Origin of the sequence: Candidatus Pelagibacter sp. Uisw_092 (genome assembly GCF_047729545.1) — a bacterium.
In the GTDB taxonomy this organism is placed as follows: Bacteria; Pseudomonadota; Alphaproteobacteria; order Pelagibacterales; family Pelagibacteraceae; genus Pelagibacter.
Window position 1 is genome coordinate 1,082,183 of record NZ_CP159824.1, and the last position, 13,844, is coordinate 1,096,026.

The following is a 13,844-nucleotide window of genomic DNA, read 5'->3' on the forward strand; positions in this document are numbered from 1 at the left end:
TTTTCAATTGGTGTATTTCGCACATATACAAACTAACTAATTCTATGTAGTTTTACTAATTAATAAAAAAAAGGACCATAAAATGAAAAAATTTGATGAATTAATGAAAATTTCTAATGAAATAACAAATATCTCTGTAGATGAAGCTAAAGAAAAACTAAACGATCCAAACGTACAATTTGTAGATGTTAGAGATAAAAGTAGTTTTGAGACAGAAACAATTGGTAATGCAGTAAATTTAGAAAGAGGCTTGTTGGAATTTTACTTAGCAGACGGTAGTCCTTTAGAAAATGAAATATTTAAAAACAACCCAGATAAAGAATACCTGGTATTTTGTGGCCTTGGCGGCCAAAGTACTCTTGCAACAAAAACAATGCAAGAAATGGGATTAAAAAATGTAAAAAACATAACTGGCGGAATGACTGCATGGAAGAAAAAAAAATAATCTGTGAAAGTCTATTTTAACAATTCCTGTAATATTTGTCGTGCTGAAATAAATATATATAAAAAACAAAATATTGAAGGCATAGATTGGATTGATATTACTAATAATAAATCTGCAGAAGTAGAAACTCAAAAAAATGATAAAACTCTTTTGCGCAGACTTCATGTTGTGGATGGTGAAAGAATCATAGATGGAGCAGAAGCTTTTTTATTAATCTGGAAAAAAATTCCTAGATATAAATTTCTGTATACTTTTTTTAAAATACCAGTAATTTTTACTTTATTCTCTTACTTTTATGAATTTATTGCTTTCTTTTTGTATTTAAAAAATAAAAAACAACTTTCTAAATAAATTTTTTACTTATTGAGAGTAAACATTAATTAAATTATATTTTTATTGTGAAACTTAGAAAATTTTTTTTAATAACTTTATACATAGGTATTTTTTTTACTTCTGCACAATCATCTCAAGAAAATATTTTAAATAATCTTTTCAATCAACTTGAGAAAGTTAATAATTCAAAAAGTGCAGTATTATTAGAAGCAAAAATTTGGTCTATTTGGAATGAACATCCAACTAATAGTAAATTAACTGAGAAGTTAGAATTTGGAACAGAGCTGATGCAATATGGGGATTATAATTACGCACTAACCGTTTTTGACAACATTATAGTTACTGACCCTAAATGGTCTGAGGCTTGGAATAAAAGGGCGACAGTATATTTTTTAATGAATCAATTTAAAAATTCTCTAGATGATATTGATAAAGTTTTAAACATAGAGCCCAGACACTTTGGAGCATTATCTGGACAAGCAAGAATTTTTATTAAACTTCAAAAATATGAAAAAGCTATTAAGAGTATAGAAAGAGCATTGAAGTTTTACCCATCATTTAAGAGTGGCGAGATGATACCTAAAATTGAAAGATTAATTAGAGAAGAGAGTATCTAATCTAATCTTTTTTTCCTCTTTTTCTTGAAATTAACTGAGTTAACGAGTCCACCATCAAATCTGAAGCTTTAAATATTTCATTAGGTTTAAACTCATATGAAGAATTTTTTTCAGGATTTGATTTGTCTTCAATAACTATTCCTTTGTCTGGAGAATTATCTTTTATATAAATTAATAATAGCCATTCTTCATCTGAAGCTTCATCCCATTTAATAAATATTTCACCAGTTTCAAACCTTTGATCAATGCATCTAAAAATAGACATATGTCTGGTTACATGACGTTTATTAAGTTGAAAAACTAAACTACTTGCACTTCTATAAAAGCTTTCAAGAGAAAGTTCAATTTTTTGTCTTGCTATTTTATAATCTTTTTCTTTTTGTATTAAAGTTTCTCTATCTTCATTACCTGTAATTTTTACACCTAAAGCCTCTACTCTTTCTCTAATCTTTTGATCTCTTATAATTCTATATTTATCTTTTAATTTTTCTATTCTTGCTTGTAAACCAGCATAATCATCTCTTTTTTCTTTTAGAGAAATTTTTTCAATTTTTTCAAGTTCTTTTATTTCTCTTATTCTAAATTTTTCAATCTGTTTTTCTAATTGTAATTGTTTTAAGAATTGTTTTTGTCTTTCTGCCTGTTCAATTCTAAGTAATGCTTGTTCCTTGCGTAAAAATAATTTTATATCTCTTGCTCTTTCTTTTTCTAACTTAACCTCTTCTTTTAAATTTTTTTCTTGGATTTTTGTCTGTAACTCTTCTTCTTTTATTTTTTGCTTATAAATTAATATTTTTTCTTTTTCTTTTTTTTCAATATCCTCTAATTTTTTATTTCTTTTTTCTTCTGCTTTTAATATTTTATATTCTAATATTCTATTAGCAAAAATATCAAAGAAAGCCTGAATATATTTTTCTAAACTAAAATTAATTTTAAAATTAAATTTTGGTTTTAAAGAATATTGAAATTTAATTATTTTTGATATTAGGCTTGCTCTTTTTTTAATAGAGCTTTTTTTGACCGTTTTTTTTTTAATAGAGTTTTTTTTACTTGTTTTTTTTCTGATAGAACTTTTTTTTACCGTTTTTTTTTTAATAGAGTTTTTTTTACTTGTTTTTTTTCTGATAGAACTTTTTTTAAACGGTTTTTTTCTGATAGAGCTTTTTTTGACCGTTTTTTTTTTAATAGAGTTTTTTTTTATTTTTTTCATGCTTTAAAGGAGTTTTAATTTATCAATTTATTTCTAATAAATATAGTCTCTTGTGATAGGTGTTGATGTATAACTCTTTGTTAATTGTAATTGGTACACAACTTGGTCTCCCCATTTGAAAGCAATTTCACACCCTGTCAGGTAAAATTCCCACATTCTAAAAAACCTTTCATCAAACATTTCAATAATTTGTGCTTTATTTTTTATACAGTTTTCTTTCCAATGCTTTAATGTATAGGAGTAATGCAATTTCAGCACCTCAATGTCAGACACGATTAGACCTGCTTTTTCTACTGGTGTGGTTACCTCACTTAAGCTTGGTGTATATCCGCCTGGAAAAATATACTTTGTTACCCATGGGTGTGGGTCTCTGGGAGGATTAACAGAACCTATAGTGTGAATTAAAGAAATACCACTATCTGTGAGTAATTCTTTTATTTGTTTAAAAAATTTCTTATAAAATTTTCTACCCACATGCTCAAACATTCCAACACTCACTATTCTATCAAATTTTTCATCTAATTCTCTATAGTCTATGAGTCTATACCTAACTTGATTTTCCATATTAAGTTCCTTAGCTTTTTTCACGCAATAAGCATATTGGTTTTTTGATAGCGTTATTCCTGTTACTTCACAATTTGTACTTTTTGCAATATCAATGGCCAATGATCCCCAACCACACCCAATATCAAGAATTTTTTGATTTGGCTGTATATTTAGTTTTTTAATTATGTGTTGTATTTTATTATTTTGAGCCTCTTCTAAAGTATCATTTTCATTTTTAAAATATGCACATGAGTATTGCTTTTTAGGATCTAAAAATAAATCATATAATTCATCTGAAAGGTCATAATGGTGGGCAACATTCATTTTAGATTTTTTTATAAAATTAAAATTTGTTAGATACCTATAGGAGCCACTTAATTTATTAATTAATTTGCTAAAAAAATTTATCTCCCCTCTTCCAATATTCATAAGTACAATATCTAAAAAATTGGTCAGCGTTCCATCTTCAATGAGAATGTCACCATTAGTGTAGGCTTCTCCAAAATATAGATCAGGGCGCAATAGCAGCTTATAGTGAAGTTTCTTATTTAAAATCTTAAGTATAATTGGGCGTTTTTTTTTTGGTGATCCTATGATATATTTTTTTGAGTCAGCATCAATTAATATGAAGCCATCATTTTTAAATGTGTTATTTAAAAATCTTGTTAATTGCATCTATGCTGCCTTTAAAGATCCCAACGTAAAGTTTAGTTTATTAAGTTCTTCTACTAATTGAATTTTGTCTTCTTCACTTAAAAGACTAACGGGTGGCAGAACATTTTTATAAATTTTATCTTCATCAGACATGAAAGAATGTAACCCAGATATTAAATTAAATTTTTCAAAAGTATTTCTAATGTTACACAGTATTTCATTCGTTGTTTGTTCATTTTTTTCGATAAAGTCGTCATAAACTTTTCTTGATAAGCTTGCTGTTACATTACAAGTGGCAGTAATAATTCCAGCACATCCTACTTCTAAACCTTTTAAAAGTTTTGACTCTGACCCAGGCAAAACAGAAAAGTTATCTATTTTAAGGTGTTCATAAAGATTATATGAACTATCTTTAACCCCAATTATTTGTTTTGGGAATTTTTTGACGAGCTCTTCAACACATGCAATGCTAAATTTATATCCACACAGTTTTTCAAAATTATATAAAATAATTCTGCTATTTGGCATTGCTTCGACCACTCTTGAATAAAACTCTATCACCTCTTTATCACCATATTTGTAATAAGCTGGAGGCATGATTAAAAAATCATTAAAATTTAAGGATAAGGCCACACTCATTAAATTAATAGTTTCATTTAAAGAGTTAAGTCCAGTTCCAATTAAATATCTATCTTTGTATTTACTTTTTGATAGCTGGTTAAGTAAACTAATTTTTTCACTAATAGATATAAGCTGAGCCTGTCCTGTGCTTCCAAAAATAGCAACCCCATGACACCCTTGATCAATTATTTTTTCAGCATGACTGACTGTTTTTTCAATGTTTAAGCTTAGGTCACTATTAAATATTGACATTGATGCCGCATAAATGCCTTTAATTTTATTCATTTTTAAAACTTATATAAATTTAAAAATTAGTAAAGATGATAAAGTATTGAATGAAAATCTTGGTGATACAAAATAAAATGGGGATTGGTGATATGGTTATTTATTTGCCATTTATAGAAGCAATTTCTAAGAAGTTTAATACTCCAGTAAGTATTCTTGTTAAAGAGAGTTCAAAAGCAGAACAGTTTCTAAATAATAATAATATTATCGATAAAATAATTATTCTAAAACGAGACAATAGTCTAAAGAGTAGTGGACACGAAGGGCTTGCTGGATCTTACACCTTGGTAAAAGATCTTAAGCAACATAATTTTGATAAAGTTTTTATTTTTAATTCATCCTTTAGGTTTAATCTAATAGCAAGAACTGCTAGAATTAAAGAGATTTACCAATACCCTTTATTTCAAAAAAAGGGTCAACATGTTATTGGTGCTGCAAAAGAACTTTTGAAAAAAAGCCTAGGCCTAAATGTTAAGAGTGACCCAAAAATTTTAATTAGCAATCAATCTATACAAGAAATGAAGCATAAATATAATATTAAAAATAATGAAAAAAATATTTTACTTGGCGTAGGAGGATCGGGGCCAACTAAAAGAATTCCTGCAGTTATTTTTATAAAGCTTATGCACTTAATCTCTCAAAAGTATAATTGTAAATTTTTTTTAGCAACTGGCAAAAATAATGAGGAACAAGAAATTTTAAAAAAAATACTTAGTTCAGAATTTAAAAATGAATGCTATCCACTAGACAATCTAAATTTAACTGAAACTTTGCCAATAATAAAAAATTGTGATATTTCTGTTTGCAATGACTCAAGTTTTAGTCACCTATCTTCAGGACTAGGAATAAAAACGATAGTATTAATGGCTGATACACCATTGCTTTATGGAAGTTATAGTCCAAGGATGTTCCCAATTATTCCAGATGGTGAAAATACCGTGACCCATGGTACACTTGGGAAGGACAGAATCTGTCCAAATAAAATTTTTAAACAATTAAATCTTATCTTAAATTAAAAAATGTTCTTTAATACAGTTTCTTTAGCTTCATTAACAATTGCAGATAGCCTTGCAGTTTCTGGTGATACATCTGGGTGAATTTTTTTTTGAATCTTAATATAAGCTTTGTTAACATCTTCCTTTGTATTTTTTTTATTTTTATCAAGATTTAAAATTTTATAAGCCTCTTCTAAAGATAATGTAGATGAGTTTTTAATATTTTGACTCTGGTTAAATGAAAACCTTCCAGACCTCCTAAGTGTTTGAATTAGCCTAAATAAACTAATTAATTGAATAATTGAAAATCCTTTTAACTTAATTATAGCAAGGCTAAGTAACGTCAAAGGTATGCTTAATAAAAACTTACCTCCTACAGCAAGTATCAAAGCTAAGATTATTGATCCAATAAATATTGGCTTTCTTAAATATTTAGATATTTTTTTAGAAGATGTGTTAGCTAAAAACTTTAATAAAAAGTAAATAATTCCAAAAATAACTAGTGTATAAATGATGATATTCATATATTTAATTTGCTTCCATGAAAATACCACAACTTAAAAAAAAATCAGAAATAAAAACATGCCACAATACTAGCTGGGAAGATAATTATAGCTGGATACACCAAGATAATATCTTAGACGTTTTAAAAGATAGTAAAAAGTTAAATCCTGAAGTTAGAAAATACTTAGAAGAAGAAAATTCCTATACAAATTTTCACTTATCAAATACTAAAAATATTCAAAAAGAACTGTTTAATGAAATTAAAGGAAGAATTAAGCTGGATGACGAATCTCTACCTTTTAAAGATTTTGATTATGAGTATTGGACAAAAACAACAGCCAAAGGAAATTACTCTATCAAATTAAGAAAAAAAATTGGTACTAATAATATTGAAGAAATTTGGAATGGCGATGAGGAAAAAAAAAAACTTGATGTAGAATATTTTGGTGTTGGTGACCTTGAGATTAGTTTTAATGATAAATACTTAGGATACTCTTTAGATACAAAAGGTTCTGAATATTACACAATATATATTAGGGATATAAATACAAAAAAATTAGTCACTGAAAAAATTGAAGAAACATCAGGAGATATAATTTTTAGTTTAGATGATCAGTATATTTTTTACTCAAAACTAGATGAAAATCACAGACCAAGAAAAATTTATAGACATAAACTGGGAACAGATACTAAAGATGATCAATTAATTTTTGAAGAAAAAAGTGAAGCTTTTACAGTGGGTATTAGTTTAAGTTCAGATGATAAATATTTTTTCATTAATACCTCAGATCATAATACTTCCGAACAGTATTACTTCAGCATTAATGAAAAGAAGCCAAAACCTAAGCTAATAAAAAAAGAAAAAGAGGGATACTTTATTCAGTTAATTCTTGGGGTGGAAAATTTTATAACCACACAAATGAAAATGCTGAAGATTTTAAAATAGACATATCCAATAATTTGGAAGAACCAGACTGGAAAACGTTTATAGCCCCTAAAGAAGAAGTCTTAATCGGTGGTCTAATATTTTTAAAAAACTGGATCATAAGATCAGAGACTTCAGACGCTTTAGATAAATTATTTGTAAAGAATATAAATACTGAAAAAGAAGAAGAATTAATTTTTTCAGACGAAACTGTATACGTTCCTGGCGTTTCCTTGTCACAAAGAGATAAGAATACAGATAAAATTTATTTAAGCTATTCGTCACCAAAAACCCAATCTAGAGTTTATTCTTATAACCTTAACTCAAAAGAAAAAAAATTGATTAAAGAGCAGAAAATTCCCTCAGGTCATAATCCTAATAATTATATTGTTGAAAGAGTTGATTGTAAATCACACGACGGAAGGTTAGTGCCTCTTACAATCACCAGACATAAAAATACTAAACTAGATGGAAATGCACATTTATTACTTTATGGCTATGGTTCATACGGAAGCTCAATGAATCCTGGTTTTTCTACTACAAAATTAAGTTTAATAAATAGAGATATTATTTGGGTCACAGCACATATTAGAGGTGGAATGGAAAGGGGAATGAAATGGTGGAAAGAAGGAAAATTACTTAATAAAAAGAACACTTTTGAAGATTACATTGCTTCTGCAAAATATTTAATTGAAAATAAATATACTTCAAAAAATAAAATAATAGGAATGGGTGGTTCTGCTGGAGGTCTTCTTATGGGCGCGGTAGTTAACCAAGCACCAGAATTATTTTTAGGAATAATAATGGCGGTACCTTTTGTGGACTCTTTGACAACTAATTTAGATCATTCTTTACCCTTAACAGTTGGTGAGTTTGATGAATTTGGAAATGCAAAAGATAAAAGAGATCATTTTGATTATATTTATTCTTATGCTCCTTATAACAATATAAAGAAAATGGATTATCCTCATATACTAATCACAACAAGTTTAAGTGACAACAGAGTATTATTTGATGAACCTACAAAATTTACTGCTAAACTTAGAGAATATAAAACTGACAATAATTTATTACTCTTAAAAACTGAAATGAACGCAGGTCATGGTGGTAAATCTGGTAGAGATGGCGCTATAGAAGAGATTGCTTTAGATTATGCATTCGCATTAAAAATTTCTGAAAAAATATAGTTTCTAAATATTAAAAACAACCATTTGAAACAAAGCCAATTACCAAAGAATTTGAATCTACTTCAAATCTTCTTTCACAAAGTATTCCATATTTTTTAGTATTATACACAAGTTCTAAATTACCTTTTTCATTTTTAAAATCTTCATCTGGTTTACCTAGGTCCATTTGTAAATTTGTTGAAGTTTTTCCAATGTACTCACTCAACTTGGTATTTTCTTTTTCAACAATTGAGTCAGTCTTATTTTTGATTGTCTGGCAGCCAGTAATTATAGTTAAAAAAAATAAGCTTATAAAAATAAATTTCAATTTTTTCATACTTCAATGATAACACCCAAAATATGGCATAAATATAAACTTATAAGTTGAAATATGTTGATAAACTTATATTTTTAAGAGTATTTTTCCAATTAATCTAATATTAATCAATATTAATCTTAGGAGGATCAATGTTAGAAAAATATTTTAACTATAAAAAACACAATACTGATTTTAAAACAGAAGTAATAGCGGGTGTAACTACATTTTTGACAATGGCTTACATTATGTTTTTGAATCCATTTATACTTTCAGGTGAATTTGCTGGACCAGAAAAAGGTTTTTTTGAATTTGGAGCAGTATTCACAGCAACAATCGTTGCAACAGCACTTGCTTGTTTTATCATGGCATTTTATGGAAAAACTTGGCCAATAGGTTTGGCTCCTGGTATGGGAATTAATGCCTTTGTTGCATTTGGAGTTGTTGGTGGAATGGGTTATACGCCACAAGCTGCACTTGGTGCAGTACTAGTTGCTGGTGTTTTATTCTTAATCATTTCATTAACACCAATTAGAGCTTGGTTAATTAACTCTATTCCAAAAAGTTTAAAACTTGGAATAGGTGCAGGTATTGGATTATTTTTAGCCATTATTGGGTTGGAAATTATGGGCGTTGTTGCTGACCATCCTGTTACTTTGGTAACTATTGGCGATATGAAAAATCCTTTAATTTTACTTGCCTGTCTTGCTTTTGTTTCAATGATAGTTATGGAAAAATTAAATATAAAAGGAAATATAATTATTGGAATAGTTGTATTTAGTATTATTGCTTGGGTAACTGGACTTGCAAAATTTAACGGAGTTGTTGGAAGTATTCCTCCAATGACTTATCTATTTGATTTTGATCTAACTGCTGCATTTACTGCTGGAATGTCTACAGTAATATTTACATTATTATTTATAGACTTTTTTGATACCGCAGGAACTTTAACTTCAGTAGCAAATGTTGCTGGAAAAGTTGATAAAAATGGAAAAGTTAAAGATATTGAAAAAGCAATGATGGCTGATAGTGTTGGAACTGTAGCTGGTGCCTTAATGGGTACAACAACTGTAACCAGCTATGTTGAATCTGGTGCTGGTGTAAAAGCAGGTGGAAGAACAGGAATGACATCTTTGACTATTGGAGTTTTATTTCTAGCCTGTTTATTCCTTTCACCTTTGGCAACAAGCTTACCAAAGGAAATTGATGGGGCTGCACTTTTGTATGTTTCGGTTTTATTCGTAAGAAATATTGTTGATATTGAGTGGGATGATATTGCTGAATCTGCTCCAGCAATACTTGCGATGATTGCTATGCCACTAACTTATAGTATTAGCAATGGTATTGCTTTAGCATTTATTTCTTATGCTTTGATTAGATTATTCACTGGTAAGTTTTCAAGCACTTCCCCAGCGATATGGGTAATTGCAATACTAAGTGCTGTAAGCTTTGCAGTTGCTTAAAAATTAATTTCTAGGGCTGGCTAAACTCCAGCCCTATTTATTTCTCTTAATTATTTCTTCCATAGATAATTCTTCATAATGTTCAGTTGGCTGAACAATCCATGGGTCTGAGTCTAATTTTACTGGGCAAAAGTCTGGCTCAAATACAGATGATTTTTTTTTCCATAAACATGCTGTTTTAACTTCGTTAATATAGTTTTTTGTAGGCTCATAGTTTTTTAACCATTCAATACTTTTATTTAAAGTTAAGCCAGTATCAGACAAATCATCTACTAGTAATACTTTATCAAAATCTTTATTCTCAGCTAAAGAGCTAATTTCTCTGGCAAACATCAATTGACCTTGTTTATCCTGCATTCCTTTGCCTGAGTAACTTTGAATAACAATATACGCTATCGGTAGTTTTAAAATTCTAGAGAGAATGTCTAAAATGGGAGCAGCACCTCTCATAATACCAACTAATACTGTTGGTTTATAATTATTATAAATTTCTATTGCTAATTTCTCAACAATTTTTGTATAGTCATCAAATGTAATGATTAATTTATCTGCCATAAATTTTATTATCATATAAATATAAATAAAAAAGAATAAAAATTATGAAAATATATGACTGCTTTATGTATTTTGATGAAGAAGTAGTTGTAGACGTTAGACTTAATACTCTAAATCCATTTGTCGACTATTTTGTAATTGTCGAAAGTAAATTTACTCATAAAGGTGACCAAAGAGAACTTAAATTTAATCATGAAAAATTTAAACAATTTAAACATAAGATTATTTATGTGATTGATGATCAATGTTATCCTCAAACTGAGAAGGTAGAAATTGAAGATAATAAATCTGAGAAATCTAGAAAATATATATTTAATGCAGCCTATAGAGAAAATGGTCAAAGAAACCTTATAACAAAAGGACTTAATGGAGCAAAAGATGAGGACCTAATAATGATATCAGATGTTGATGAAATACCAAAATTATCCAACTTAAATTTAGAAAAAATAAATGAAAAAATAATTATATTTAAGCAAGATATGTTTTATTATAAATTTAATTTGCAACTACCTAGTTTAATTTGGACAGGTACTAAAGCTTGTAAAAAAAAATACTTAATCAGCCCACAGTGGTTAAGAAATATAAAAGATAAAAAATATTCTTTTTTTAGACTTGATACTTTTTTTTCCAAAAAAAAATTTACAAATATCAAGATTATAAATAATGGAGGTTGGCATTTTACAAATATCAAAACAGCAAAAGAAATAGAATTTAAATTAAAATCCTATTTACATCATAGAGAATTTGATGAAAATCCACTTTCTATAAACGAAATAGAAAAAATAATAAAAAATAAAAAAGCCATCTATGATTTAAAAGTTGATAAAACGGCTCAAAAAATTGGAAATGGAGGTATTTTAAAAAAATTTAATTTAAATAAGCTTCCAGAATACATAATAATTAATCAAAATAAATTTTCTGAGTGGTTAGATCAATGAAAGTATATTGGATAGCCTTATATACAAGAATTAGTAGCCAAGAAAATATTAAAAAATATGGGGAGAAAGTCACAGAAGTTTTAAAAAGTTATGGTGCAAAACCACTTGTAAGAGGTGGTAAATTTAAAACTTTAGAAGGTGACGATTACCCAAGAACAGTAATTTGGGAATTTCCAAGCTACGAGCAAGCTATCAAGTGTCATGACTCTAAAGAATATCAAAATGGGTGGGCTCTAGCAAAAGATACTACTGATCGAAATTTACAAATTATAGAAGGCTTTAGTACTGAATAGGTTCTGGGTCTATACTTCTCCACAGATACCAGGTTGCAACAGAGCAATATGGGGTGAATCTTTTGTTTAATAATTTTACATAAGAATCTGGTGGTAAATAATTTTTTTTATAGTTTTTTGAAATTCCTCTTAAAAGACCAATATCTTGTATGGGCCAAATATTTGAACGATTATAAGTAAACAATAAGATCATTTCAGCTGACCATCTACCTATTTGTCTTAATTGAGATAAATAAATAATTGCATCTTCATCTGACATTTTGGGAATTAACTTAGGATTAAAAGATTTGTTTAACATTTGTTTAGCTAAACTTTTGATACCCTTAACTTTTTGTCTACTCAATCCACAGCTTTTAAGTTGAATAGAGGATAGTTTAGATATTGTCCTTGGGTTAATTTTATTTTTACATTTTTTTTTAAACTTTATAAAAACTGAGTTTGCTGCAGCAACACTAATTTGTTGTCCAATGATACTTTTACATAATGAAAAAAAAATATCTTTTCTTGAGGTGAGCACCGCTTCTGAGGGAGACTTGTATTTATTAATTAATAAAGACATCACTTTATCTTTGCTAGATAAATATTTCTTTGCAGTATTCCAATATTTTGGTTTTTTATTCATGTCTGTTGGTAGATGGTATTTTTTGCTTGTGGTAAATTTCTCTTCTAAAAATTATAAGAGAGGCAAATACTACTAGTAATGCTCCTATTAGTGTTTTTACAGTTGGTATCTCATTCCAAATTAAATAACCAAAAATAATAGCAAATATTAAAGCTAAATATTTTAAAGGTGCCACTAAAGATACCTCTGAAAGTTTATAAGATTGAGTTAAAAATAAATTAGCAGAACCACCAGTTACTCCAATTAAAGCTAAAAGAATAAAATCTTGAAAATTTGGCATTATCCAGCCCATAGGAATTGTGGCTAATCCTGCAATTGAAATTGTAATTGTAAAAAAAATTGAAATAAGCCAAATAGGTTCTGTCGTAGATAATTTTCTAATTGTAATAGTCACAAAGGCCATCCCAATACAAAATATTAATGGAAGAAAATAAAGATAATTCATACCTTTGAAACCAGGTTCAGCAATTATAATAACACCGATGAATCCAATCAAGACTGCCAACCATCTAAAAATACCCACCTTCTCACTCAGTAAGAAAATTGACAATACTGTAATAAATAAAGGTGCCGCATATGACAAGCTAACAACAACGGCTAGAGGGAGTTCTCTTAATGCAACAACAATTGCCATTAGAGCTATTAATCCCATAATGCATCTAAATAGATGTTCTTTAGATCTTTTGGTTGTGTAAAAAGTTTTAAGTTTATTTTTTGGTATTAAAAAATAAGTAGGTAAAAGCCCAAAAAAACCTCTAAAAAATAATACTTCTCCTGTTGGATAGTCACTTGACCATTTTACAAGCAAATCCATAACTGAAAAGGTGCACACAGATAGAAACATGTACAAAAAACCTAATTGATTTTTAGTTAACATAGCAATAATTTGTAAATCAAATAAAACTATAATCAATGGAAATAGCAGTTTTAGGATTAGGATGTTTTTGGGGACCAGAAATCAAGTTTAGTAAACTTGAAGGGGTTATCAAAACTGAAGTTGGCTATTGTGGTGGTGACAATAAGGAAACTACTTATAAAGAGGTATGTACCGGTAGTACTGGTCATGCAGAGGTTGTTAAACTAGACTTTGATCCTAAAATTATTTCTTATGAAAAGATTTTAGAATTTTTTTTTGAAATTCATGATCCTACAACTTTAAATTCACAAGGACCTAATTTTGGGACACAATACAGAAGTGAAATATTTTATTTAAGTGATAGACAAAAAGAAATTGCTAAAAATATTATAGAAAAAAAAAATTTAAATTTATCTAGAAAAGTAGTAACAAAAACTTCTTTATTAAAGAATTACTGTTCTGCAGAAGAATACCATCAACGATACTTGGAAAAAAGGTAA

The 13,844-nt window shown here is 28.2% G+C and carries 17 protein-coding genes and 1 pseudogene; 10 read left to right on the forward strand and 8 right to left on the reverse strand.

All coding sequences use genetic code 11. The features are described from left to right. The first annotated feature begins 82 nt into the window (after nt 1-82). The 3 genes from ABXT63_RS06035 to ABXT63_RS06045 are packed head-to-tail and all read left to right on the forward strand — an operon-like array spanning nt 83 to nt 1,395. Complete coding sequence (locus tag ABXT63_RS06035; RefSeq protein ID WP_415320671.1) at nt 83-445, forward strand: rhodanese-like domain-containing protein; 363 nt, start codon at nt 83-85, stop codon at nt 443-445. A gap of 3 nt (nt 446-448) precedes the next feature. Continuing rightward, a complete protein-coding gene (locus tag ABXT63_RS06040) occupies nt 449-796 on the forward strand; it encodes a thiol-disulfide oxidoreductase DCC family protein (RefSeq protein ID WP_415320672.1) in 348 nt (115 codons plus the stop codon). Nucleotides 797-843: 47 nt separating this feature from the next. Beyond that, nucleotides 844-1,395, forward strand: a complete 552-nt coding sequence (locus tag ABXT63_RS06045) for a tetratricopeptide repeat protein (protein WP_415320673.1) — start codon at nt 844-846, stop codon at nt 1,393-1,395. Between the two features lies 1 nt (nt 1,396). Here the strand turns inward: ABXT63_RS06045 and ABXT63_RS06050 are convergent, their stop codons facing one another. The 3 genes from ABXT63_RS06050 to ABXT63_RS06060 are packed head-to-tail and all read right to left on the reverse strand — an operon-like array spanning nt 1,397 to nt 4,711. Beyond that, nucleotides 1,397-2,605 carry a hypothetical protein gene (locus tag ABXT63_RS06050; protein WP_415320674.1) on the reverse strand — a complete coding sequence of 403 codons (1,209 nt, stop codon included), beginning with the start codon at nt 2,603-2,605 and terminating at the stop codon, nt 1,397-1,399. A 33-nt stretch (nt 2,606-2,638) separates the two neighbouring features. Beyond that, nucleotides 2,639-3,826: a class I SAM-dependent methyltransferase gene (locus ABXT63_RS06055; protein WP_415320675.1), complete on the reverse strand. Its 1,188-nt coding sequence runs from the start codon at nt 3,824-3,826 to the stop codon at nt 2,639-2,641. Then, a complete protein-coding gene (locus ABXT63_RS06060) occupies nt 3,827-4,711 on the reverse strand; it encodes a dihydrodipicolinate synthase family protein (protein ID WP_415320676.1) in 885 nt (294 codons plus the stop codon). A 62-nt stretch (nt 4,712-4,773) separates the two neighbouring features. Here ABXT63_RS06060 and ABXT63_RS06065 point away from each other — a divergent pair, with 62 nt between their 5' ends. Continuing rightward, nucleotides 4,774-5,727: a glycosyltransferase family 9 protein gene (locus ABXT63_RS06065; protein WP_415320677.1), complete on the forward strand. Its 954-nt coding sequence runs from the start codon at nt 4,774-4,776 to the stop codon at nt 5,725-5,727. Here the strand turns inward: ABXT63_RS06065 and ABXT63_RS06070 are convergent. Then, nucleotides 5,724-6,230 (reverse strand): J domain-containing protein, encoded by a 507-nt coding sequence (locus ABXT63_RS06070; protein WP_415320678.1) that lies wholly within the window; start codon nt 6,228-6,230, stop codon nt 5,724-5,726. The genes ABXT63_RS06065 and ABXT63_RS06070 overlap by 4 nt on opposite strands. A gap of 17 nt (nt 6,231-6,247) precedes the next feature. Here ABXT63_RS06070 and ABXT63_RS06075 point away from each other — a divergent pair. Continuing rightward, nucleotides 6,248-7,428 (forward strand): annotated as a pseudogene (locus tag ABXT63_RS06075) (S9 family peptidase); the annotation flags it as partial. A 225-nt stretch (nt 7,429-7,653) separates the two neighbouring features. Continuing rightward, entirely contained in the window at nt 7,654-8,322 is a 669-nt protein-coding gene (locus ABXT63_RS06080; RefSeq protein WP_415321968.1) for a prolyl oligopeptidase family serine peptidase, read from the forward strand. Nucleotides 8,323-8,332: 10 nt separating this feature from the next. Here the strand turns inward: ABXT63_RS06080 and ABXT63_RS06085 are convergent, their stop codons facing one another. Beyond that, a complete protein-coding gene (locus ABXT63_RS06085) occupies nt 8,333-8,638 on the reverse strand; it encodes a hypothetical protein (protein WP_415320679.1) in 306 nt (101 codons plus the stop codon). 131 nt (nt 8,639-8,769) lie between these two features. Between ABXT63_RS06085 and ABXT63_RS06090 the strand changes: the two genes are divergently transcribed. Continuing rightward, nucleotides 8,770-10,080 (forward strand): NCS2 family permease, encoded by a 1,311-nt coding sequence (locus ABXT63_RS06090; RefSeq protein WP_415320680.1) that lies wholly within the window; start codon nt 8,770-8,772, stop codon nt 10,078-10,080. Nucleotides 10,081-10,113: 33 nt separating this feature from the next. Here ABXT63_RS06090 and ABXT63_RS06095 read toward each other — a convergent pair whose 3' ends face one another. Then, complete coding sequence (locus ABXT63_RS06095; protein ID WP_415320681.1) at nt 10,114-10,650, reverse strand: phosphoribosyltransferase; 537 nt, start codon at nt 10,648-10,650, stop codon at nt 10,114-10,116. A gap of 29 nt (nt 10,651-10,679) precedes the next feature. Between ABXT63_RS06095 and ABXT63_RS06100 the strand changes: the two genes are divergently transcribed. Together ABXT63_RS06100 and ABXT63_RS06105 are read left to right on the forward strand one after the other, a co-directional pair. Then, nucleotides 10,680-11,573: a hypothetical protein gene (locus tag ABXT63_RS06100; RefSeq protein WP_415320682.1), complete on the forward strand. Its 894-nt coding sequence runs from the start codon at nt 10,680-10,682 to the stop codon at nt 11,571-11,573. Next, the gene (locus ABXT63_RS06105) at nt 11,570-11,866 is read left to right on the forward strand and encodes a DUF1330 domain-containing protein (RefSeq protein ID WP_415320683.1); all 297 of its coding nucleotides are present in this window, start codon (nt 11,570-11,572) and stop codon (nt 11,864-11,866) included. Before ABXT63_RS06100 ends, ABXT63_RS06105 begins: the two co-directional genes overlap by 4 nt. Here the strand turns inward: ABXT63_RS06105 and ABXT63_RS06110 are convergent. After that, nucleotides 11,853-12,488, reverse strand: coding sequence for a DNA-3-methyladenine glycosylase family protein (locus ABXT63_RS06110; protein WP_415320684.1), 636 nt, complete (start codon nt 12,486-12,488; stop codon nt 11,853-11,855). The genes ABXT63_RS06105 and ABXT63_RS06110 overlap by 14 nt on opposite strands. Beyond that, nucleotides 12,481-13,365 carry a DMT family transporter gene (locus tag ABXT63_RS06115; RefSeq protein WP_415321970.1) on the reverse strand — a complete coding sequence of 295 codons (885 nt, stop codon included), beginning with the start codon at nt 13,363-13,365 and terminating at the stop codon, nt 12,481-12,483. The genes ABXT63_RS06110 and ABXT63_RS06115 overlap by 8 nt, the downstream gene beginning before the upstream one ends. Nucleotides 13,366-13,400: 35 nt before the next feature. Here ABXT63_RS06115 and msrA point away from each other — a divergent pair, with 35 nt between their 5' ends. Further along, nucleotides 13,401-13,844: a peptide-methionine (S)-S-oxide reductase MsrA gene (gene msrA, locus ABXT63_RS06120; protein ID WP_415320685.1), complete on the forward strand. Its 444-nt coding sequence runs from the start codon at nt 13,401-13,403 to the stop codon at nt 13,842-13,844.

What these genes read in the sequence shown, in the direction of transcription:
- ABXT63_RS06035 (WP_415320671.1), top strand. Translation starts at nt 83, where the DNA reads ATGAAAAAATTTGATGAATTAATGAAAATTTCTAATGAAATAACAAAT.
- ABXT63_RS06050 (WP_415320674.1), bottom strand. Translation starts at nt 2,605, where the DNA reads ATGAAAAAAATAAAAAAAAACTCTATTAAAAAAAAAACGGTCAAAAAA.
- ABXT63_RS06055 (WP_415320675.1), bottom strand. Translation starts at nt 3,826, where the DNA reads ATGCAATTAACAAGATTTTTAAATAACACATTTAAAAATGATGGCTTC.
- ABXT63_RS06060 (WP_415320676.1), bottom strand. Translation starts at nt 4,711, where the DNA reads ATGAATAAAATTAAAGGCATTTATGCGGCATCAATGTCAATATTTAAT.
- ABXT63_RS06070 (WP_415320678.1), bottom strand. Translation starts at nt 6,230, where the DNA reads ATGAATATCATCATTTATACACTAGTTATTTTTGGAATTATTTACTTT.
- ABXT63_RS06080 (WP_415321968.1), top strand. Translation starts at nt 7,654, where the DNA reads ATGAATCCTGGTTTTTCTACTACAAAATTAAGTTTAATAAATAGAGAT.
- ABXT63_RS06085 (WP_415320679.1), bottom strand. Translation starts at nt 8,638, where the DNA reads ATGAAAAAATTGAAATTTATTTTTATAAGCTTATTTTTTTTAACTATA.
- ABXT63_RS06090 (WP_415320680.1), top strand. Translation starts at nt 8,770, where the DNA reads ATGTTAGAAAAATATTTTAACTATAAAAAACACAATACTGATTTTAAA.
- ABXT63_RS06095 (WP_415320681.1), bottom strand. Translation starts at nt 10,650, where the DNA reads ATGATAATAAAATTTATGGCAGATAAATTAATCATTACATTTGATGAC.
- ABXT63_RS06100 (WP_415320682.1), top strand. Translation starts at nt 10,680, where the DNA reads ATGAAAATATATGACTGCTTTATGTATTTTGATGAAGAAGTAGTTGTA.
- ABXT63_RS06105 (WP_415320683.1), top strand. Translation starts at nt 11,570, where the DNA reads ATGAAAGTATATTGGATAGCCTTATATACAAGAATTAGTAGCCAAGAA.
- ABXT63_RS06110 (WP_415320684.1), bottom strand. Translation starts at nt 12,488, where the DNA reads ATGAATAAAAAACCAAAATATTGGAATACTGCAAAGAAATATTTATCT.
- ABXT63_RS06115 (WP_415321970.1), bottom strand. Translation starts at nt 13,365, where the DNA reads ATGTTAACTAAAAATCAATTAGGTTTTTTGTACATGTTTCTATCTGTG.
- msrA (WP_415320685.1), top strand. Translation starts at nt 13,401, where the DNA reads ATGGAAATAGCAGTTTTAGGATTAGGATGTTTTTGGGGACCAGAAATC.